Origin of the sequence: Amycolatopsis sp. NPDC101161 (assembly GCF_044768185.1) — a bacterium.
Classification (GTDB): domain Bacteria; phylum Actinomycetota; class Actinomycetes; order Mycobacteriales; family Pseudonocardiaceae; genus Amycolatopsis.
Genome location: NZ_JBIWPI010000007.1, coordinates 216,537 through 236,839, shown reverse-complemented (window position 1 = coordinate 236,839; position 20,303 = coordinate 216,537). Strand labels below are relative to the sequence as shown.

General features: G+C 72.6%; 23 protein-coding genes. 16 read left to right on the top strand and 7 right to left on the bottom strand.

Annotation, left to right across the window (positions count from 1 at the left end):
- The first annotated feature begins 70 nt into the window (after positions 1–70).
- From ACIRSS_RS43870 to ACIRSS_RS43850, 5 genes are read left to right on the top strand one after another with little or no spacing between them, the layout of a single operon-like run.
- Entirely contained in the window at positions 71–832 is a 762-nt protein-coding gene (locus tag ACIRSS_RS43870) for a DeoR/GlpR family DNA-binding transcription regulator (protein ID WP_400906465.1), read from the top strand.
- Entirely contained in the window at positions 829–1,773 is a 945-nt protein-coding gene (gene pfkB / locus ACIRSS_RS43865) for a 1-phosphofructokinase (RefSeq protein ID WP_400906462.1), read from the top strand. Before ACIRSS_RS43870 ends, pfkB begins: the two co-directional genes overlap by 4 nt.
- Positions 1,770–2,222, top strand: coding sequence for a PTS sugar transporter subunit IIA (locus tag ACIRSS_RS43860; protein WP_400906459.1), 453 nt, complete (start codon positions 1,770–1,772; stop codon positions 2,220–2,222). Before pfkB ends, ACIRSS_RS43860 begins: the two co-directional genes overlap by 4 nt.
- Before the next feature lie 2 nt (positions 2,223–2,224).
- Positions 2,225–3,673: a PTS fructose transporter subunit IIC gene (locus ACIRSS_RS43855; RefSeq protein ID WP_400906457.1), complete on the top strand. Its 1,449-nt coding sequence runs from the start codon at positions 2,225–2,227 to the stop codon at positions 3,671–3,673.
- 11 nt (positions 3,674–3,684) lie between these two features.
- Positions 3,685–3,963: an HPr family phosphocarrier protein gene (locus ACIRSS_RS43850; RefSeq protein WP_400907787.1), complete on the top strand. Its 279-nt coding sequence runs from the start codon at positions 3,685–3,687 to the stop codon at positions 3,961–3,963.
- 48 nt (positions 3,964–4,011) lie between these two features.
- Here ACIRSS_RS43850 and ACIRSS_RS43845 read toward each other — a convergent pair whose 3' ends face one another.
- Positions 4,012–4,599: a TetR/AcrR family transcriptional regulator gene (locus ACIRSS_RS43845; RefSeq protein WP_400906454.1), complete on the bottom strand. Its 588-nt coding sequence runs from the start codon at positions 4,597–4,599 to the stop codon at positions 4,012–4,014.
- A gap of 178 nt (positions 4,600–4,777) precedes the next feature.
- Here ACIRSS_RS43845 and ACIRSS_RS43840 point away from each other — a divergent pair, with 178 nt between their 5' ends.
- From ACIRSS_RS43840 to ACIRSS_RS43815, 6 genes are all read left to right on the top strand, one after another.
- Positions 4,778–6,073, top strand: a complete 1,296-nt coding sequence (locus tag ACIRSS_RS43840; RefSeq protein ID WP_400906451.1) for a cytochrome P450 — start codon at positions 4,778–4,780, stop codon at positions 6,071–6,073.
- Complete coding sequence (locus tag ACIRSS_RS43835; RefSeq protein ID WP_400906448.1) at positions 6,070–6,960, top strand: alpha/beta fold hydrolase; 891 nt, start codon at positions 6,070–6,072, stop codon at positions 6,958–6,960. Before ACIRSS_RS43840 ends, ACIRSS_RS43835 begins: the two co-directional genes overlap by 4 nt.
- Positions 6,944–7,789 carry an SDR family NAD(P)-dependent oxidoreductase gene (locus ACIRSS_RS43830; RefSeq protein WP_400906445.1) on the top strand — a complete coding sequence of 282 codons (846 nt, stop codon included), beginning with the start codon at positions 6,944–6,946 and terminating at the stop codon, positions 7,787–7,789. The genes ACIRSS_RS43835 and ACIRSS_RS43830 overlap by 17 nt, the downstream gene beginning before the upstream one ends.
- Entirely contained in the window at positions 7,786–9,261 is a 1,476-nt protein-coding gene (locus ACIRSS_RS43825; protein WP_400906443.1) for a flavin-containing monooxygenase, read from the top strand. The genes ACIRSS_RS43830 and ACIRSS_RS43825 overlap by 4 nt, the downstream gene beginning before the upstream one ends.
- A 33-nt stretch (positions 9,262–9,294) precedes the next feature.
- Positions 9,295–10,161 carry an NAD(+)/NADH kinase gene (locus tag ACIRSS_RS43820; RefSeq protein WP_400906439.1) on the top strand — a complete coding sequence of 289 codons (867 nt, stop codon included), beginning with the start codon at positions 9,295–9,297 and terminating at the stop codon, positions 10,159–10,161.
- Between the two features lie 112 nt (positions 10,162–10,273).
- Positions 10,274–10,954, top strand: coding sequence for a DUF998 domain-containing protein (locus ACIRSS_RS43815; RefSeq protein WP_400906436.1), 681 nt, complete (start codon positions 10,274–10,276; stop codon positions 10,952–10,954).
- Here ACIRSS_RS43815 and ACIRSS_RS43810 read toward each other — a convergent pair.
- The gene (locus tag ACIRSS_RS43810) at positions 10,939–11,769 is read right to left on the bottom strand and encodes a dihydrodipicolinate synthase family protein (protein WP_400906433.1); all 831 of its coding nucleotides are present in this window, start codon (positions 11,767–11,769) and stop codon (positions 10,939–10,941) included. The genes ACIRSS_RS43815 and ACIRSS_RS43810 overlap by 16 nt on opposite strands.
- On the bottom strand, positions 11,759–12,124 hold the full coding sequence (locus tag ACIRSS_RS43805; protein WP_400906431.1) for a DNA polymerase ligase N-terminal domain-containing protein: 366 nt from the start codon (positions 12,122–12,124) through the stop codon (positions 11,759–11,761). The genes ACIRSS_RS43810 and ACIRSS_RS43805 overlap by 11 nt, the downstream gene beginning before the upstream one ends.
- Positions 12,125–12,229: 105 nt before the next feature.
- On the opposite strand from ACIRSS_RS43805, the gene ACIRSS_RS43800 reads away from it, so the two are divergent.
- Both ACIRSS_RS43800 and ACIRSS_RS43795 read left to right on the top strand, forming a co-directional pair.
- Positions 12,230–13,741: a catalase gene (locus tag ACIRSS_RS43800; RefSeq protein WP_400906429.1), complete on the top strand. Its 1,512-nt coding sequence runs from the start codon at positions 12,230–12,232 to the stop codon at positions 13,739–13,741.
- 78 nt (positions 13,742–13,819) lie between these two features.
- On the top strand, positions 13,820–14,815 hold the full coding sequence (locus ACIRSS_RS43795) for a YdcF family protein (protein WP_400906426.1): 996 nt from the start codon (positions 13,820–13,822) through the stop codon (positions 14,813–14,815).
- Here ACIRSS_RS43795 and ACIRSS_RS43790 read toward each other — a convergent pair.
- Positions 14,812–15,222, bottom strand: a complete 411-nt coding sequence (locus tag ACIRSS_RS43790) for a RidA family protein (RefSeq protein WP_400906423.1) — start codon at positions 15,220–15,222, stop codon at positions 14,812–14,814. The two genes, ACIRSS_RS43795 and ACIRSS_RS43790, sit on opposite strands and share 4 nt — an antisense overlap.
- A 309-nt stretch (positions 15,223–15,531) precedes the next feature.
- Here ACIRSS_RS43790 and ACIRSS_RS43785 point away from each other — a divergent pair, with 309 nt between their 5' ends.
- Together ACIRSS_RS43785 and ACIRSS_RS43780 are read left to right on the top strand one after the other, a co-directional pair.
- On the top strand, positions 15,532–15,828 hold the full coding sequence (locus tag ACIRSS_RS43785; RefSeq protein ID WP_400906419.1) for a hypothetical protein: 297 nt from the start codon (positions 15,532–15,534) through the stop codon (positions 15,826–15,828).
- Complete coding sequence (locus ACIRSS_RS43780) at positions 15,825–16,139, top strand: transcriptional regulator (RefSeq protein WP_400906417.1); 315 nt, start codon at positions 15,825–15,827, stop codon at positions 16,137–16,139. The genes ACIRSS_RS43785 and ACIRSS_RS43780 overlap by 4 nt, the downstream gene beginning before the upstream one ends.
- On the opposite strand, the gene ACIRSS_RS43775 is transcribed toward ACIRSS_RS43780, so the two are convergent.
- The 3 genes from ACIRSS_RS43775 to ACIRSS_RS43765 all read right to left on the bottom strand — a co-directional run bounded on the left by ACIRSS_RS43775 (position 16,136) and on the right by ACIRSS_RS43765 (position 19,276).
- Positions 16,136–17,323, bottom strand: coding sequence for a glycosyltransferase (locus ACIRSS_RS43775; RefSeq protein ID WP_400906414.1), 1,188 nt, complete (start codon positions 17,321–17,323; stop codon positions 16,136–16,138). The two genes, ACIRSS_RS43780 and ACIRSS_RS43775, sit on opposite strands and share 4 nt — an antisense overlap.
- Before the next feature lie 112 nt (positions 17,324–17,435).
- Positions 17,436–18,296 carry an SDR family NAD(P)-dependent oxidoreductase gene (locus tag ACIRSS_RS43770; protein ID WP_400906412.1) on the bottom strand — a complete coding sequence of 287 codons (861 nt, stop codon included), beginning with the start codon at positions 18,294–18,296 and terminating at the stop codon, positions 17,436–17,438.
- Positions 18,263–19,276: an alpha/beta hydrolase gene (locus tag ACIRSS_RS43765; protein WP_400906409.1), complete on the bottom strand. Its 1,014-nt coding sequence runs from the start codon at positions 19,274–19,276 to the stop codon at positions 18,263–18,265. The genes ACIRSS_RS43770 and ACIRSS_RS43765 overlap by 34 nt, the downstream gene beginning before the upstream one ends.
- Before the next feature lie 404 nt (positions 19,277–19,680).
- On the opposite strand from ACIRSS_RS43765, the gene ACIRSS_RS43760 reads away from it, so the two are divergent.
- Positions 19,681–20,295, top strand: a complete 615-nt coding sequence (locus ACIRSS_RS43760; RefSeq protein ID WP_400906408.1) for a hypothetical protein — start codon at positions 19,681–19,683, stop codon at positions 20,293–20,295.
- Positions 20,296–20,303 lie beyond the last annotated feature (8 nt).

Here is a 20,303-nt window from a genome sequence, read left to right as displayed (position 1 = left end):
TGGGGATTGACACTACGGTAACAACGGGCACAATCAAACTGCAACGGGCAAACCTCGGAGAGGAACGGGCATGTACGCCGCCGAACGGCATCAGCTCCTGGCGCAACGCGCACGTCGCGACGGCCGGGTCGACGTCAACGACGTCGCCACCGAACTCGGTGTCGCCCCCGAGACCATCCGCCGCGACCTCGGCGTCCTCGAACGCCAGGGCGTCGTCCGCCGCGTCTACGGCGGCGCGGTCGCCGTCGAGCGGCTCGACTTCGAACCCGAAGTGGCACAACGGGACCAGACGAACGCCGCCGAGAAGGACGCGATCGCCCGCGCGGCGCTGGACCTCGTGCCCGACCGCGGCTCGATCCTGCTCGACGCGGGCACGACCACCAGCAGGCTCGCGACGCTGCTGCCCGCCGACCGCGAGCTGAGCGTCATCACCAACTCGATCCCGGTCGCCTCGATCCTCGCCACCCGCCCCGGGATCACGCTGCACATCCTCGGCGGCCGCGTCCGCGGGACGACCCTCGCCGCCGTCGAGGCGTGGACGCTGCACGCGCTCGACGGGCTGCTCGTCGACGTCGCTTTCCTCGGCGCCAACGGCTTTTCCGCCGAGCACGGCTGCACGACGCCGGACATGGCCGAGTCCGCGGTGAAGGCCGCGGTGGTCGCCGCCGCCCGCAAGCGGGTGCTGTTGGCCGACCACAGCAAGTACGGCACCGACCAGCTCAGCCGGTTCGCGCGGCTGGCCGAGATCGACGTCCTGGTCACCGACAGCGGCCTCGACGCCGGTGCCGTGGCCGAACTCGAAGAAGCGGGCCCGGAGGTGGTGCTGGCGTGATCGTCACCGTGACCCCGAACCCGAGCCTCGACCGGACCGCGCGGCTGGCCGACCTGCGCCGCGGCGAGGTCAACCGGGCCGAAGCCGTGCGGCTCGATCCGGGCGGCAAGGGCGTCAACGTCGCCCGCGCGCTGGCCGCCGCCGGCACCCCGACCGTCGCGCTCCTGCCCGCCGGCGGCCTCGTCGGCGACCGCCTGGCCGACCTATTGGCCCCCGAGGGCGTCCCGGTCGTCGCCGTGCCGATCGCCGGGACGACCCGCAGCAACATCACGCTCGTCGAAGCCGACGGGACCACGACGAAGATCAACGAGCCGGGCCCGGAGATCTCCCCCGCCGAGCTGGCGACGCTCGAGCGCCGCGCCGTCGAGCTGGCCGCGCGCGGCGAATGGCTGGTGTGCTGCGGAAGCCTGCCCGCCGGCGTGCCCGACGACTTCTACGCGCGGCTCACGAAACTCGCGCACGACGCCGGCGCGAAGGTCGCCGTCGACTCGTCCGGCGCGCCGCTCGCCGCCGCCTGCGCGGGCGGACCGGACCTGCTGAAACCGAACCTCGACGAGCTGGTCGAGCTCGCCGGCCGCCCGCTGCCGCTGCTCGGCGACGTCGTCGCCTTCTGCCGCGAGCTGATCTCCGGGGGCGTCGGCACCGTGCTGGTCAGCCTGGGCGCGCGCGGCGCGGTCCTCGTCGGGGAAACCGAAACCTGCCACGCGCTCGGCCCGCTGGTCGCCGTGCGCAGCACCGTCGGCGCCGGAGACGCCGCACTCGCCGGGTTCCTCCACGCGGGAGGGACCGGCCCCCGAGCCCTGCGGACCGCGGTCGCCTACGGCACCGCCGCGGTCACGCAGGAGGGCAGCCGCATGCCCACCCCCCACGACGTGCACCCGGACCAGGTGCGCGTGCTCGACGCCGACCCCACCCTCACCCTCAGCGGAGCCGCCGCATGACCACCCCAGACCTGATCACCGCCGACCTGGTCGACCTCGGCCTCGACGCCGCCGACAAGCAGAGCGCCACCCGGGCGCTCGCGCAGCGGCTCGTCGACGCCGGGCGGGTGACCGACCTCGACCTGTTCCTCAAGGACGTCGCCGCCCGCGAGGAGCAGATGGCCACCGGGCTCGAAGGCGGCATCGGCATCCCGCACTGCCGCTCGGCCGCGGTCACCGCCCCGACGCTGGCGTTCGGCCGCAGCGCCGCGGGCGTCGACTTCGGCGCGCCGGACGGCCCGGCGACGCTGATCTTCCTCATCGCCGCACCGGAGGGCGGCGGCAGCGACCACCTCAAGGTCCTGGCCGCCCTCGCCCGCCGGCTCGTCCGGGCGGAGTTCAAGCAGAACCTCCTGGACGCCACCGACGCCGGCGCCGTCGCTTCGTACATCCGCCAGGAGGTGTCCTGACCATGAAGTTCGTCGCCATCACCGCGTGCCCCACCGGCATCGCGCACACCTACATGGCCGCCGAGTCGCTGGAGCAGACCGCGAAGGCCAACGGCGACACGATCGTCGTCGAGACCCAGGGTTCGGCCGGGTCCGAGCCGCTGTCCGCCGAGGACATCGCGAGCGCGGACGCCGTCATCTTCGCCGCGGACCTCGCCGTGCAGGGCCGCGACCGGTTCGCGGGCAAGCCGATCGTCGAGGCGCCGGTCAAGGCCGCGATCAACGACGCGGCCGGGTTGTTCGAACGCGCGAAGGCCGCGGCCCGCGAGCCCGTCGCACCCGCTGCCGCTCCGGAACTGGCCACGAAGGTCGGTGCGAACGACAAGGCCGGCACCAAGGTCCGCCAGTGGCTGATGACCGGCGTCAGCTACCTGATCCCGTTCGTCGCCGCCGGTGGGCTTCTCATCGCGCTCGGTTTCGCACTCGGGGGCTACAAGATTTCCGACGCCCCCGCGGTCACCGAGCACTTCGACGCCGGTTCGGTGGCGGGATGGGCCGCGCTGATGTTCCAGATCGGCAGCGCCGCCTTCAAGTTCCTGGTGCCCGTGCTGGCCGGGTTCATCGCGTTCGCGATGGCCGACCGCCCGGCCATCGCGCCCGGTTTCGTGGGCGGCGCGATCGCCGTCACGGTCGGCGCCGGCTTCCTCGGCGGCCTGGTCGCCGGTCTGCTGGCCGGTGGCGTCGTGCTGGCGTTGAAGAAGATCCAGGTGCCGAAGGCGATGCGCGGGATCATGCCGGTGGTCGTCTACCCGCTGCTCGGGTCCATTGTGGTCGGTGTGCTGATGTACGTCGTGGTCGGCAAGCCGATGGCGGCCGCGACGAGCGGGCTGACGAACTGGCTCAACAGCCTCAGCGGCGCCAGCGCGGTGCTGCTGGGCGCGCTGCTCGGCCTGATGATGGCATTCGACATGGGCGGTCCGGTCAACAAGGCGGCGTACGCCTTCGCGGTCGGCGGCCTGACGACCGGCGCCACCGGGTCGCTGCAGATCATGGCCGCGGTGATGGCGGCCGGCATGGTGCCGCCGCTGGCCCTGGCGCTCGCGTCGACGGTCCGGAAGAAGCTGTTCACCGAGGCCGAGCGCGAGAACGGCCGCGCGGCGTGGCTGCTGGGCGCGTCGTTCATCACCGAGGGCGCGATCCCGTTCGCGGCGGCGGACCCGTTCCGGGTGATCCCGTCGATCATGCTGGGTTCGGCGGTGACGGGCTCGCTGTCGATGGCGTTCGGCGCGACGCTGCGCGCCCCGCACGGCGGCATCTTCGTCCTCCCGCTGATCGGCAGCCCACTGCTGTTCCTGGTGGCGCTGATCGCCGGGACCCTGGTCGCCGCCGGCTCGGTGATCGCGCTCAAGCAGGTGCGGTTCCGCGCGGCCGAGCGCACCGCCGCGGTTCCGACCCAGACCGTCAACGCGTGAAGGAGTCCACTGTGTACCAACGCCGCACGCTCGTCGCCAGCAGTGTCGGGCTCCACGCCCGGCCGGCGGGCTTGGTCGCCAAGACGGCCGCCGGTCAGCCGGCGAAGGTTCGGATAGCGAAGATCACCGGCGGGGTGGCCGGGGATTCGGTCGACGCCGCGAGTGTCCTGGGGCTGATGACCCTGGGCGCGGCGTTCGGCGACGAGGTCGAGCTGACCGCGGAGGGCGACTCGGCGCGGGAGTCCGTCGACGCGCTGGCCGAACTCATCGCCCAGGATCTCGACGCGTAGCCGGTCGTGAGTGTTCAGGTGGGTGCTAACCCGCCTGAACACTCACGATCAGGCCGGGCCGAGCAAAGCGATCGACGCCCGCACAGCCAACTCGGTGACGTCACCAGCCCGGCCGCCGTCCTCGACAGTGGTCGCGATCAGCTCGCGCAGCCCGCCCAGCAGCATGATCGACAGCTGGCGGGACGGCGGGCTGATTCCCGCCGCGCGCATCTCCGGGGTGTCCGTCAGGCGCTGCGTCATCGCGATGAAGCCCTCCATCGCGTCGCGCTGCAGGTCGCGGGCCGGGGCGCCCAGGGCCGGTACGTCGCGGATCCAGCTCAGCGTGATCGCCGGCTCGGACTCCGCGCACGCGATCCACGCCTCGATCGCCTGACGCACCTGGAGCGCCCAGGGCGCGGCCGGGTCGACAGCGTCGGAGATCTGCTGGATCATCGAGCGGTTCGCCTCCGCCAGCAACGCGATCAGACACTCTTCGCGGCTGGTGAAGTGTTCGTAGAACGTCCGGCGGGACGTGCGCGCGCGGCGGACGATGTCGGCGACCGTCGTGTCGCGGAAGCCGTCCTCGGTGATCGACGCGGCCAGCCCGTCCAGCAGGCGCTGCCGGAACGGGCGCGTGTCGACGTCCACGGAAGTCACGCTACAGCCCTCCCTGAGGCTTGTTCAGCCGTCGGCCGCCGCACAACTTAGCGCCGAACAGCAGCCTGCGGGGCGGGGCGCGGCGGCCTGACCAGAATAAGCCTCACTCTTGAAACGAGATGGTACACCGGCGTACCGTACCGACGGTACGCTCGCGTACCAGCTTTCGGGAGGGTCGATGACGACCATGACAAGCGCGGTGACGCTGCCGCCGGGACCGACCGCGCCCCGCGCCGTCCAGGGCGTCTACGCACTCACGCAACCGCTGCGGGGCATGCGGCGGCTCAAAGAGCGCTACGGGGACGCCTTCACCGTCAACGTGCCGATCTTCGGCCGCGCCGTCGTGCTCAGCGACCCCGCCGAGATCAAGCAGCTGTTCACCTCGGGCCCGGACCTCGTCGACAACCTGGAGGTCAACCTCGGCCGCGTGCTCGGGCCGCACTCGATGTTCGCCCTCTCCGGCGACGAGCACAAACGGCAGCGCAAGCTCCTGGTCCCGCCCTTCCACGGAAAGCGGCTGGCGGCGTACGAGCGGATCGTCGAAGAAGAAACCGTTCGCGAACTCGAGAGCTGGCCGGACGGACACGAGTTCGCCACCCTGCCGTCGATGATGCGGATCACGCTCAACGCCATCCTGCGCGCGGTGTTCGGCGCCGAAGGGGCCGAGTTCGCCGAGCTGCGCGAGCTGCTGCCGCCGTTCGTCACGCTCGGCTCGCGGCTGGCCGTCGCGCCGATCTCCAAGAAGGGCCGCTTCAACCCGTGGCGCCGCTTCGAACGGATGCGCCGCGAGTACGACGCGATCGTCGACCGGCTCATCGCCAGGGCCCGCGCCGAAGAAAAAGACGACGTCCTCTCGATGATGCTGCAGACCCGCTACGACGACGGGTCCGGGCTCACCCGCGACGAGATCGCCGACCAGCTGCTCACGCTGCTCACCGCCGGCCACGAGACGACGGCGACCACGCTCGCCTGGGCCGTCGAACGCCTCCGACGGCACCCAACAGTGCTCGAAGAGCTGCAGAACGACGACGGCAAGCTCCTCGACGCCACGATCCTCGAGGTCCAGCGCACGCGCCCGGTCATCGACCTCACCGCCCGCCAGGTCAAGCAGGACGGCTTCCGGCTCGGCCGCTGGACGCTGCCGCAGGGGTACGCGGTGCTCGTCAGCATCGCGCTGATCCACGACGACGACGCCGTCTTCCCGCGCGCGAAGACCTTCGACCCGCACCGGTTCGAAGGCGGGCGCCCGGACCTCTACCAATGGATCCCGTTCGGCGGCGGCACCCGCCGCTGCCTCGGCGCCGCCTTCGCGACCATGGAGATGACCGTCGTGCTGCGGACGCTGCTGCGGGACTTCACGCTGGTCCCGACCGCCGAACCCGACGAACGCTGGCATTCGCGGGGCGTGGCCTACGCCCCCGCCAAGGGCGGCCGCGCGGTCGTGCGCCGCCGAACGACCGGAGGAGAGCAGTGACCGAACAGATCGCCGACGTCGGCCGGGGCATTTCCCTGGCCTACGAACGGATCGGGGACGCCGGCGCCGAGCCCCTCGTCCTCGTCGCCGGCCTGGGCCAGCAGCTGCACAGCTGGCCGGACGCCTTCTGCGCGCAGCTCGCCGACCGGGGCTTCGAGGTCGTCCGGTTCGACAACCGCGACGCCGGCCGTTCGACCCACCCGCGGTTCCGGCCGCCGAGCCTGCCCGGCATGCTCGCGGGCCGGTTCCCCGCGCAGCAGTACGACTTGACGGACATGGCCGCCGACACCATCGGCCTGTTCGACGCCCTGGACTTCGAGACCGCCCACATCGCGGGCGTCTCCATGGGCGGCATGATCTCCCAGACCGTCGCGGCGCTGCACCCGCCCCGGATCCGCACGCTGACGTCGATCATGTCGACGACCGGGTCGCGCCTGCTCGGCCGCCCCGCGTTCTCGACGTTGCGGATGATGGGCGGGAAGCCGCCGAAGTCCCGCGAAGAGGCGGTCGAGAGCGCCGTCCGGATGTTCCGGCACATCGGCTCCCACGGCTTCCCGTTCGACGAGGCCCGGGTCCGCGAGCTGGCCGGGACCGGCTGGGACCGCGACCCGACGGCGGGCGGCGTGGGCCGCCAGCTCGCCGCGATCATGAAGTCCGGCAACCGGACCCCGCTGCTGCGGAAGATCACCGCGCCGACGCTGGTGATCCACGGCGACCGCGACCGGATGGTCCACCCGACCGGCGGCGCCGCCACCGCCCGCGCGATTCCCGGCGCTCGCCGGGAAACCGTGCCGGGCATGGGCCACGACCTGCCCGAGGGCGCGTGGCCCACGATCCTCGACCTCATCGACAAGCACGCGAGGAGCAGCGATGTCACGGCCCCGTAGCCTCACCGGCCGGCCGGTGGTGATCACCGGCGCGGCCTCCGGGATCGGCCGGGCGCTCGCCACCCGGCTGTCCCGGCTCGGCTCGCCCGTCGCCCTGGCCGACGTCGACGAAGACGGCCTCAAGGCCACCGCGGCCGCCCTGCACGGCCGGGTGCTGACCCGCGTGCTCGACGTCCGCGACGCCGAAGATCAGCTGAAGTTCGCCGCCGAGGTCGAGGACTGGCTCCCCGCGCCGCTGGCCGCGGTGTTCAACAACGCCGGGGTCGCGGTCACCTCCAGCGTCCTCGACGCGGTGATCGAGGACGACGACTGGCTGCACGACATCAACTTCCGCGGCGTCGTGCACGGCACCCGCGCGTTCCTGCCGATCCTCGTCGGCCAGGGCGAAGGCGCGATCGTCAACACCTCCAGCGTCTTCGGCCTGCTCGGCATGCCGAACCAGAGCGCGTACTGCGCGGCGAAGTTCGCCGTCCGCGGCTTCACCGAGTCGCTGCGGCAGGAGCTGCACGGGTCCGCCGTCCGCGCGATCACCGTGCACCCGGGCGGCATCACGACGAACATCGCGCGCAACGCCCGGGTGCGCCGCGACCCCACCGGGATGGGCCGCACCCGCGAGGAGATGGCCGCCCAGTTCGAGGCCATGACCATGACCTCGCCGGACAAGGCCGCGGCGATCATCCACGCCGGCGTCGACCGCGGCAAGGCCCGCATCCTGGTCGGCCCGGACGCCTACCTGTTCGACGCGCTCGCCCGCATCACCCCCACCCACTACAACGCCGTGCTCTCGCGCGTGATGAGGCGCCCGCGGCGGACGGAGGCCGTCCGATGACCGAGCACGTCGAAGTCCTGATCGTCGGCGCCGGGCTGTCCGGCGTCGGCGCGGCCCACCACCTGCGGACGGCGTTCCCGCACAAGACGTACGCGATCCTGGAGGCCCGCGACGCCATCGGCGGCACGTGGGACCTCTTCCGGTACCCCGGCGTCCGGTCCGATTCGGACATGCAGACCCTGGGCTACAGGTTCCGGCCGTGGACCAGCGAGAAGGCCATCGCCGACGGCCCGTCGATCCTGCAGTACGTCCGCGACACCGCCACCGAGGCGGGCATCGACCGGCACATCCGGTTCGGGCACAAGGTCGTCCGGGCGGAATGGTCCACAGAGGACGCACTGTGGACGGTCGAGGCGACGCACGACGGCGAACCCGTGCAGTTCACCGCGAAGTTCCTCTACCTGTGCAGCGGCTACTACGACTACGCCGGCGGCCACACCCCGGAGTTCCCGGGCCTCGAGACCTTCGGCGGCACGGTCGTGCACCCGCAGCACTGGCCCGAGGACCTCGACTACGCCGGCAAGAAGGTCGTCGTGATCGGCAGCGGCGCGACCGCCGTGACGCTCGTGCCGGCGATGACCGACCGCGCCGAGCACGTGACGATGCTGCAGCGCTCCCCCACCTACATCCTGTCGCTGCCGTCGGAGGACGCGCTGGCCAACCGGCTGCGCGGGCTGCTCGGCGCGAAGCTGGCCTACCCCATCGCGCGCTGGAAGAACGTCGCCGTCAGCACGCTGATCTACCAGCTCAGCCGGCGCCGCCCCGGGGTGGTCAAGGCGATGATCCGCAAGGCCGCGATGAAGCAGCTGCCGCCCGGGTACGCCGTGGACACCCACTTCAAGCCGCGTTACCAGCCGTGGGACCAGCGGTTGTGCCTGGTGCCGGACGGCGACCTGTTCCGGTCCATCAAGCGCGGCGACGCCTCCGTCGTCACCGACCGGATCGCGTCCTTCACCGAGACCGGCATCCGGCTCGAATCGGGCGACGAGCTGCCCGCCGACGTCGTCGTCACCGCCACCGGGCTGCGGCTGCTGGCCTTCGGCGGCATCGACCTGGTCGTCGACGGCGACCCCGTCAAGCTGCCGGAAACCATGGCGTACAAGGGGATGATGCTCAGCGGCGTGCCGAACTTCGCGTTCACGATCGGCTACACGAACGCGTCGTGGACGCTCAAGGCCGACCTCGTCGGCGAGTACGTCGTGCGGCTGCTGCGCCACCTCGACCGCGGTGGCTACGACCAGTGCGTGCCGGTCAACGACGACCCGGCGGTCACCGAGCGGCCGCTGCTCGACTTCGACGCCGGCTACGTGCTGCGGTCGATCGACGAGTTCCCGAAGGCCGGGTCGCGGGCGCCGTGGACGCTGGGCATGAGCTACGCGCACGACGTCGTCAAGCTCCGGCACGGCCGGATCGACGACGGCGCGCTGCGGTTCTCGCGACGGCGGGCGGGAGCGGGCAGACTGACCGCATGACGCTCTGCACTCCGCCCGTCCGGGGCCGCTGACATGCACTCCGCGGGACTCGTGCTGCACCCCCGCCGCGACTCCGCGGCCGCCGTCGAGGCCGTGCTCGGCTGGGCGGGCAACCGGAACATCGAGATCCTCGGCATCGCCGACGAGATCGTCCGCCTGAACTGCGCGGCGATCGGGGTGACGGCCGAGGAGCTCGGCCGCCGGTCCGACCTGGTCGTCAGCCTCGGCGGCGACGGCACGATGCTGCGGGCCATGCGGCTGGCCGACGGCCAGCGCGCGCCGGTGCTCGGGGTCAACCTCGGCAAGCTGGGCTTCCTCGCCGAGGTCGACGTGCCGGACCTGCCCGGCGCGCTCTCGGCCATCGACGACCACCAGTTCACGGTGGAGCCGCGGCTGGCGGTGGACGCGGTGCTGGAGGGGCGGAAGATCACGGCGTTCAACGACATCGCCGTGGTCCGCGTGCCGGGCGACGGCAGCGCGGTGGTCGCGGTCCGCGTCGGCGGCCAGCCGTTCGTGAGCTACTCGGCCGACGCGGTGGTCGTCGCGACCCCGACCGGGTCGACGGCGTACAGCTTCTCCGCCGGCGGCCCGATCACCAGCCCGTCGGTCGAAGCGCTGCTGGTCACGCCCGCGGCGCCGCACTCCGCGTACAGCCGGGGCGTGGTGCTGTCGGTGCACGACGAGGTGACGCTGGAGCTGCTGCCGACCAGCGGCCGGCTGGCGGTGGAGGTCGACGGCCAGGTCCAGGGGTACGTCTCCCCCGGCGACCGCCTCGACCTGCGCGCCCGGCCCAGCGCGGCGCGGGTCGTCCGGCTCGGGATGACGACGTTCTACCAGCGGGCGCGGCGCAAGCTGCGGCTGACGGACTCGGCCGAGATCCCGCAGGACGGCGACCACTGATCTGTGGCCCGGGTCACATCTCGGGCGTGTCGCGCGTTGATCACGGAACGGTCACGGGTAGCGTCCGCGGCTCCGCTTGAACCAGCCGAGCCGCCCGGGAGTGTCCCACTACATGCTGTACCCCGCACCCGTCCGTCCCCGCCTCCGTGCCCGGCTGCTCGTGCCGGGCGCCCTGGCCGCTTTCGCCGGCGCCGTCGTCCTGCTGGCGGTGCTGCACCTCGACCGGCAGCTCGCCCCGCTGAACCCCGTGAGCACGATGCTCAGCGACTACGCGCTCAGCCCCGGCCGCTGGATGTGGGACGGCGCGCTCCTGCTCACCAGCACCGGCTCGGCGCTGCTGCTGGTGGCGCTGTACCGGCGGGGCCTGCTGGCCAACCCGGCGCTGGTGGCGGCGAAGGCCCTGTGGTGCGTGAGCCTGCTGGCCGTCGCCGTCTTCGCGAAGGATCCGCAGGGTGGCGCCATCACGGCGACGGGCAAGATCCACCTGTACGCCTCCGCCGTGACGTGCCTGAGCCTGCCGATCGTGGGCTGGGCGCTGGGGCGCCGGCACCGCGACGACCCGCGTTGGCGGCGCTTCGCGACGTGGTCGCGGCGGCTGGCGCTGGCGGCGATCCCGTTCTACCTGCCGTTCATCGTGCCGTTCGCGGTGAACGTCGTCCTCGGCGGCCACCTCCCGACGGTGGCGACCGGCCTGGTGGAGCGGTTGATGATGGTGCTGGAGATCGCGCTGCTCGCGGTGCTGGGTCACTGGGCGCACCGCGCGATGCGCGCGGGGGCTCAGCTCCGGGCGTAGGCCGCGATCCGCTCGGCCGGCGCCGCCGGAGCCGGCATCCGCAGCACGCCGTTGCCGAAGCCCCGCAGCCGGACCGCTTCCTTGATCCCTTCGACCGTGCCACCCAGCGCGGCCCGGACGGCGTCGGCGCGGGCCTGGGCGGCGCGTTCGCCTTCGATGTCCCCGGCCTCCACCGCGGCCGCCAGGTCCACGAACGGTTCCGGGAACGCCGACGACAAGCCGGACACCACCCCCGCTCCGCCGGCCCGGGCGACCGCCGCGACGGCGGTGTCGGCGCCCGACCAGAACCGCGCGCCCGGCAGCGCCGCGCGGAAGTCGGCGAACCGGGCCGCCGCCGCACCGGACAGCTTGCCGCCGCGCAGGCCCGTCGCGGCGAACTCCGCCGGGGAGAGCGTCACGCCGGTGCGGTCCGGGAAGAGGTAGCCGTAGACGTCGGCGTCCCCGGCGGCGTCCCGGACCGCGGCGAAGTGCCGGCGGACCGCGTCGGCGTCCACGGGGAGGTAGTACGGCGTGATCACGGCCAGCCGGGTCGCGCCCGCGGCCAGAGCGTCCTCGGTCAGCAGCAGGGCTTCCCGCGTGCTCGCCGCGCCGACGTGCACGATCGTGCGGTCCGGTCCGAACACGTCGAGGGCGAGCCCGGCGAGCGTCCGGCGTTCGGCCCGGTCGAGAGCGGGGAACTCGCCCGTCGTCCCGGCGACGAAGACGCCGTCGACGCGCCCGTGCAGCCAGGTCAGCAACGCGGTGTTCGCGCCTTCGTCGAGCGCGAGGTCGTCGCGGAAGAGCGTGGGCGTCGCGGACAGGACTTCAGCGCGCATCGGCGTCTCCCGGCTGGTCGCGGGTGCGGTGCAGCAGCCAGTCGCGGTCGGTGCGGATCAGCGCGTAGCGGACCGCGCCCTCCCGGCCGTGCAACGTGAACAGGATGCGCTTGTCCGTCCGGTCGTGCTCCTCCCACCAGCCGGTGTCCGCGACCTTCTTCGTGTCGTCTTCGTACGCGAGGTGGTCGAGTTCGTGGTCCGGCACGGCGACCGCGAGCCGGTTGCCGCGCGCGTCCGGCGGGAGCCCGCGCGGGACGGCCCACGAGCGCAGCACGCCGTTCTCCTCGAGCCGGAGGTCGAAGTGGTGCCGCGGGCGCCAGTGCTCGTGCAGCACGAAAGCCGGTCGCTCACTCACCCCCCAACCATGCCAGAAACCTCGGCCCGTACCCGTTTTCCGGCCGGTCAAACACGCCATCCGAGCACTTGACCAGATCCAGAAAAGCGCGCACGGTGGGGTGTCATGACGGAACCGACCACCACCGACGCCGGAATCCCGGTCGAGAGCGACGAGCACTCCCTCACCGTCGGGCCCGACGGCCCGATCCTGCTGCACGACAACTACCTCATCGAACAGATGGCGCAGTTCAACCGCGAACGCGTCCCCGAACGGCAGCCGCACGCGAAGGGCAGCGGCGCGTTCGGGCGGTTCGAGACGACCGGTGACGTCAGCGCCTACACCAAGGCGGCGGTGTTCCAGCCGGGTACGAAGACCGACCTGCTGATCCGGTTCTCCACCGTCGCCGGCGAGCGCGGCAGCCCCGACACCTGGCGCGACCCGCGCGGCTTCGCGGTGAAGTTCTACACCAGCGAAGGCAACTACGACATGGTCGGCAACAACACCCCGGTCTTCTTCATCCGGGACCCGCTGAAGTTCCAGCACTTCATCCGGTCGCAGAAGCGCCGCGCGGACAACAACCTGCGCGACCACGACATGCAGTGGGACTTCTGGACGCTGTCGCCGGAGTCGGCGCACCAGGTCACGTGGCTGATGGGCGACCGCGGCATCCCGCGCACGTGGCGGCACATGAACGGCTACAGCTCGCACACCTACATGTGGGTCAACGCCGCGGGTGAACGCTTCTGGGTGAAGTACCACTTCAAGACCGACCAGGGCGTCGAGTGCTTCACGCAGGACGAAGCCGACCAGATGGCCTCGGCCGACACCGACTACCACACCCGGGACCTGTACGAGGCGATCGAGCGCGGCGACCACCCGAGCTGGACGCTGAAGGTCCAGGTCATGCCGTTCGAGGACGCCAAGACCTACCGCTTCAACCCGTTCGACCTGACGAAGGTGTGGCCGCACGGCGACTACCCGCTGATCGACGTCGGCCGCATGACGCTCGACCGCAACCCGACCGACCACCACACCGAAATCGAGCAGGCCGCGTTCGAGCCGAGCAACCTGGTGCCGGGGATCGGGGCGAGCCCGGACAAGATGCTGCTCGGCCGCCTGTTCTCCTACCCGGACGCCCACCGCTACCGGATCGGCGCGAACTACAAGCAGCTGCCGGTCAACGCACCCGTCGCGCCGGTGCACAGCTACAGCAAGGACGGCGCGATGCGGTACACGAAGGTGTCCGACCCGGTGTACGCGCCGAACTCGAAGGGCGGCCCGCAGGCCGACGTCGCCCGGTACGGGCAGCCGGCGGGCTGGCACACCGACGGCGACATGGTCCGGACGGCGTACACGCTGCGCGAGGACGACGACGACTGGGGCCAGGCCGGGACGATGGTCCGCGAGGTGCTGGACGACGCGCAGCGTGGCCGGCTGGTCGACAACATCGTCGGGCACCTGCTCAACGGCGTGTCCGAGCCGGTGCTGACGCGGGCGTTCGAGTACTGGCGCAACGTCGACAAGGACCTCGGCGACCGGATCGAATCCGGGGTCCGCGCCAAGCAGGACGAGAAGGACCCGAAGGCCGCCGAGCAGGGCAACCCGGCGCGGTCCAGCATGCAGCACAAGGCCTGACGGGACGCGGACCCGGTGGGCGGCCGCCGGGTCCGCGTGCTCTACGTTGGCCTCTTCGCGGGAGGTGGGGAGGGCCGGGTGAGCGTCACGGAGGCCGTGCTGCCCGGCTGCGCCGCCGTGGCGCTGCTGGTGTTCGCGGTCCGGCTGGCCCGCGAACCGCGCCGGCTCGGCAACGCCGTCTGGCTCGGCATCGCGCTCCTGATGACCGGGTTGTGGCTGCTGCGCGCGGCCCTGCACCTGGAGTGGCTCACCCCGGTGCTGGGCGTGCTGGTGGCCGCGGTCGCGGTGCTCGTCGCGGTGGTGCTGCCGGCCGCGCTGATCGGCAACGGCGTCCGGATGGTCCGGCGCGAGGGCCGGAGTCCGGCGAACCTGCTCTCATTCGTCCTCGGCGTCGGCATGCTCGTGCTCGAAGGGCTGTTCTTCGTGCCCCTCGGGCGGTGGGGCTCGGCGCTGGTCACGACCGCTGCGGTGCTCGCGTGCTACTTCGGGTTCCTGTTCGCGTCCCTGCTCGGGTACTCGATCCTGTACGGCAGGCTGCGGCGCCGCACGGGCGTCGAAGCGATCATCGTCCTGGGCTGCGGACTGGCGGGCGAGCGCGTGACGCCGCTGCTGGCCGCCCGCCTCGACCGCGCGATCCGCCTGTACGAGCGCGAAGCGGCTCCCCCGCTGCTGGTGGTGTCGGGCGGGCAGGGTTCCGGCGAGACGATGACGGAAGCCGCGGCGATGGAAGAGTACTTACGCGCCCGCGGGATCCCGGCCGACCGGATCCGCCGCGAGGACCGCGCGACGACGACCGAGGAGAACCTCCGGTTCTCCGCCGACCTGCTGCCCGATGGGGTGCGGCCGCACCGCGTGCTGGCGGTGACGAGCAACTACCACGTCTTTCGCACGGCCGTCGAGTGCCGACGGCTGGGCCTGCCCTTCGACGCGACGGGCGCGCCGACCGCGCGGTACTTCCTGCCGAGCGCGCTCCTGCGCGAGTTCGCGGCGCTGATCCTGCACTACCGGCGCACGACGGTCGCGGCGTGCGCGCTGATCACCGGCACCGGGCTCGCGCTGGCGATCTTCGCCTAAGCGGGCACCGCGGCGACCGCCTCGACCTCCACGGCGTACTCCGGACGCGCGAGGCCCGCGACGACGGCGAGGGTCTGAGCCGGGTAGTCGCCGTCGGGGAACCAGTTCGCGAAGGCTTCGGCCTGCGCGGCGCGGTAGCCGTCCAGGTGTTCGGTGCCCGCGACGAGGGTCAGCAGCTTGACGAGGTGCTCCGGCCCGGCCCCTTCGGCGGCGAGGAGAGCGCCGAGGTTGGCGAAGATCTGCGTCGCCTGCGGTTCGGCGCCGGGGCCGGCGAGGGTGCCGTCGGGTCCGACGCCGAGCTGTCCCGCGAGGAAGACCAGCCGGTGCCCGGCAGGGACCTCCGCCAGGTGGCTGTAGCGGCCCAGCGGCGGCGCGACGGTATCGGGGTTCCAGCGGCGTGGCTTCACGGCTTCATGATCGCAGAGCGGCTCCCGGTTCGGGCCGGTTTGCCCCCATCCGGGCCGACCGGCACGCGTACGTGCCGCCGCTGTTCCTGTTCGCGATGCTCGTGCTGGGCGGGCGACGATCCGCGCCGCTTCGAAGTCGGGATCCTCCGGTTCGGCACGCCGCTGCAGCTCTACGGGCTGGTCGCCATGGTCGGGGGGGTCCTGGTCACCGCGGCACGTGCAGCGGCGTGCGGACACCGGTCCGCAGCTACCTCTCGCCGTCGGGCTGGTCGGCGTGCTCGCGATCTCGCGCTTGGCGCGCTGCTGTGGTTGCGGCCACGACGCACGACCGCCACCGCGATGGTCTTCGGGTTCGTCGCCCTCGCGATGCTCGACCTGTGGTTCGCGCCCGTCCGGCCGGACGCCCCGCTCGTCACGATCGCGCTCGGCCTGGTGGGGCTGGCGTGGCTGGAGCGCAGCCGGGTGCTCGGCGTGGTCAGTGGGCTCTTCGCGGCCGCGACGCTGCTGGCCAACGTCTCGGCGTCGGTCACGACCGTGCTGCCGGGGCTGGTGCTGCTCGCGGGCGGCGTCTTCGCGGCGTGGCACGAGCGGCGGGCCCGCGCGTGAGCGAGCACCCGGCGGCGGGCCTGGACGAGACCGTCCACCAGCGGCACCGGCTCGGCATCCTGACGATCACCGCCGAAGCCGGCCAGGTCGACTTCGGGTACCTGCGCCGGACCCTGGACATGACGGCGGGCAACCTGTCCCGGCACATCACGATCCTCGACGAAGCCGGCCTGATCGACGTCGAAAAGGGGTACGAGGGCAAGCGGCCCCGGACGTGGCTCACCATCAGCCCGGCCGGACGGCGGGCCCTGGCCGCGGAGGTGGCCGCGCTGCGAGCGCTGGTTAAGGCCGTCGAGCGGGCCGGCTCCTAGACCTCGCGCAGGACCGAGCAAGCGTGGGCGACGCCGTTCTCGCGGCGCAGCCGCGCTGCGACGTACTGCGCGCCCCGGCGGAAGAGCGGATTGCCGGTCAGCTCCTTCAGCTTCGCCGGCAGACCGGCCAGGTCGCCGAGTGGGCGGGGTCCCGCGCCGAGCCGGTACACGCGGTCGCCCCAGTAGGGCTGGTCGGCGAAGACCGGGCACACGAGCGCCGGGACGCCGGCCCGGAGCCCGGCCGCGGTCGTTCCGGCGCCGCCGTGGTGGACCACAGCGGCGCTGCGCGGGAACAGCCAGTCGTGCGGGACGTCGGTGACGGCCAGCAGATCGTCGTCGGAGAAGTCCGCGTCGGTGCCGAGCAGACCGCGCAGGCCGGCGCGCCGCAAGGCGGTGCGCGCGAGGACGAAAGTCTCCTCGGTCGCGCGCATGCTGCCGAAGCCGACGTACACCGGCGGCGGTCCGGCGGCGAGGAAGTCGCGCAGCCGCGGGTCCGGGCGCCAGCCGGGGTCGGCGTCGAGGAACCAGTAGCCGGTGACGTGGACCCGGGCCGGCCAGTCGGGTGGCCGCGGGACGACGGCCTCGGAAAAGCCGCAAAGGACCGGGGAATCCCGGCGCGGTCGTTTCCCGGAGAGGCCGAGGGTTTCTGCGCGCCAGCGGTCGAGTTCGGGACGCAGGAGGTGCCCGGCCAGCGCGTCCACGGCGGTGAAGCTGAGGTGACGGCCCCACGGTCCCAGCTTCGCGGCCCACGGGAGGAGCGGATGCGGGAAGGCACGCGTGGGGATGCCGGGCTGGTAGTGGAGTTCGACGTTCGGGACGGGGAGGTGGGTGCCCAGGAAACCGAGGGTCGGCGCGAGCACGAGATCGGCGGTTTTCGTGCCGGCGTGGACGTCGGCGAGCAAGCGGTCGAGGACCGGCCGGAGGACCTCGCGGAGGCCGGTGAGGAACGCGAGCGGGCGACGTCCGGCGGTCCAGGCCTGGCCGGCGGTCGAGGTGAGCACTTCGCCGGGATCCGCCGACAGGGGTCCGAAGCCGAGGCCGTGCGCGGTGACGAGGGGTTCGAAGGCGGGAGCGGCGAGGATGCGGACCTGGTCGCCATCGGCGGCGAGCCCCCGCCCGAGCGCGACGCAGGGTTGGACGTCCCCGCGCGACCCGGGCGCGATGATGACGACCCGGCGGCTCATCGCTCCACCGCCGCGCGGTGAGGGTGTGGGTGGCTGAGCCTCGTCGCCGCAGGTGGAATCCGCCGCTGGGGAATCCGACACCCCGCCGCCCGCGCAACCTGCTTGTCCGCCGTCATCGCTTCGCCGCCGTCAAGCGGTATCGCCAGCGGAACGGCAAGCTCGCCAGCACCGCCGCCAGGCGCGCGTCCGTACCCACCAGGTATCTCGGCGCCGGACGGCGGGTCGTCAACGCGCGCACCACCACCTCCGCGGCTCGCCGAGGCGGTACGCCCGTCCGCGCCGACCGCGACGCACTCCGTTCCGCCGCCGCCAGCTGCTCGCCGTACCTCTCGAGGCCCGCCGGCGGCAGCGTCGCGCGCACCTCCTCCGCCGCCTCTCGCGCTCGGGACCAGATCGCCGTCGCCACCGCGCCCGGCTCGACCAGGATCACCTCGATCCCCTCCGGGGCCAGCTCCGCGCGGAGGCTGTCCGTCAAGCCCACCAGCGCGAACTTCGACGTGTGGTACGGCCCGACCATCGGCCCCGCGATCCGGCCGCCGATCGAGCCGACCGTCACCACCCTCGCCACCGGGGCGATCCGCAGCGCCGGCAGCATCGCGCGGGTCACCGCGAGCTGGCCCGTCACGTTCACGTCCAGCTGCTCGCGGAACGCCGCCAGCGGCACGTACTCCAGCGGTCCCGGCCGAGCGAGGCCGGCATTGTTCACCAGCCCCCGCACCGGGCCCGCCGCCGCGACCCGCGCGCCGCACTCGGCGATCGACTCCGCGTCCCGCAAGTCCATCCGCAGCACGCTCACCGCGTCGCCGTACGCGCGGTCCAGCTCCTTCTCGTCCCCGTCCGTGCGCACGCTCGCCCACACGTGCGCGCCGCGGCGGACCAGCTCCGCCACGCACGCGCGGCCGATCCCGCTCGAAGCCCCGGTGACCACATAGGACGGTTTCACGACGTCACCACCGCCAGCATCCGCGGCCACGTCTTGTGCAGCTCTTCCTGCCAGTACGCCCACTGGTGGGTGCCCGGCCCGTAGAGGTCCGCCGTCACCGGGACGCCGAGCGCGCGCAGCCGGCCGGCCATCGCCGTGGTCTGGCCGCCGCACAGGAACTCCAGCAGCATCGCCCCGGGCAGCACGTCGACCGGGAGCTGCGCGTCGAGCGGGCCCGGCAGGCCGTTGCCCGCGGACAGGTACAGCTCCGTGCCGCGCAGCCGGTCGGCGTTCACGACCGGGTCGTGCGCCTCCCAGCGCGCCGATTCGCGACGGCGGTCGCCCCACAGCGCTTCGGGGTCGAGGTGCGCCGACGCGACGATCGCGTCGGTCAGCAGCTCGCCGGTCGGGCCGGCCGGGTTGAGGTTCCCGCTGTACGACGCGGCGTAGCGGAACACGCCCGGCCGGCGCGCCGCGAGCTCGATCGCGCCGTAGCCGCCCAGCGACAGCCCGGCCGCCGCGCGCCGACCGTCCCCGCGGTAGCCGCGGTCGACCAGCTGCGGCAGCTCGACGGCGGTGAACGTCTCCCACTGGTTGAGCGCGATGTCCTTGCCGTAGTTCCACCAGTCGGTGAAGAACCCGGCCGGGCCCGCGCCCGGCATGACGACGAGGACGTCCGCGTCGTCGGCGAGGCGGCGGACGTCGGTGTTGGCACTCCAGCCGCGGTAGTCCTGCAGCCGCGTCTCGCCCGCGAGCAGGTAGACGGCGGGCCACTTCCGCTCCGGTTCGGCGGCCCAGTCCCGCGGCAGGATCAGCCGCACCATCGCGTAGCCGCCGACGCCGGTCGAGCGCACGGTCAGGTCGAGCACCCGCGCGTCTCCGTCCAAAATGGACTCGGCGACGACGTGCGACCCGTCGTCGGCGCGGGCGTCCGGCCCGCCCGTCGCGGCCCGGGCGGCCGTGCCGGGCAGCGTGCCCGCCACGGCGAGCAGCACCGCGGCGCACCGCAGCCACCTCGCGGATATGCGCATGCGTTTTCCTTTCCCGGGAAAGTGACGGCGATCACCCGAAAACGTGTCGGGTGTGCGGCCAAGCTAGCGGAGCGGGAAACGAAAACGCAATTGTCCAGTGCCGGACAATGTGAATGGGAGGCAAACGAACTCCCCCATCAGGGTGGGTCGGCGACCACCGAGGGTGACCAAAGTCGGACGCCCGTGCCACACCGCCGGGGTTGACTCATGAGTAACCAGCCATTACGCAGGTCACGCCGGGTACACACCGTACGTTTACGCAATCTTGAGGCCCTTCCGGTAACCGATTACCTGTCGTAGCCTTCCCCTGCCGCCCGGCTCGGCCGTCCACGGACGCCTCCCCGCCGAAGGGTCCCAGTGCGGGGACCGCGAACCCCTCGAGAACGCTCCCGAAAGGGATGCCCATGGCTGCCAAAATTCGTTTTCTGCCCGTCCTCCTGATCGCCGCCGCCGCGGCGACGACCATTTCCGGCTCCACCGCGAAACCGCCGCCGGCGGTTCCGCCCGCCGCGCTGCTGCCCGCCGAAGCGATCCCGGGCACCCCCGCTCGCGCCGAGTTCGACGTGCCCGAAGCACCGTCCACGACGGACAAGGACGACGGCTGCACCGCCGTCGTCCGCGGCCGGCTGCTCCCCGGCGGCCGCGTGACCGCCCGGGGCTTCCAGACGACCGTCCCCGGCGGGCAGCTGTCCGAACTCCTCGCCCGCACCCGCACCGATCTCACCGCCTGGACCGCACAGGCGCGTCGCTGCGCCCGGGTCACCGTCGACGACGGGGACCTCCCCACCGTCTCGACGCTCACCCTCGGCACCCCGCCCGCCGTGCCCGGCGCGGAAACCGTTTCCTACGAACAAGTCCTGAGCCTGCCCGGCCAGACCACCGGGCTGCGCCTGCGCACCGTCGCCATCGCCGCCGACGACGTGCTGCTCGTGCTCCGCGACGCCGGAGCGACCGGCCTCGACCTCGACACCCTGGCCGTCGCCGCGTGGCAGCACGCGGGCCCGCGGCTGGGCCGCTGAAACCGCAA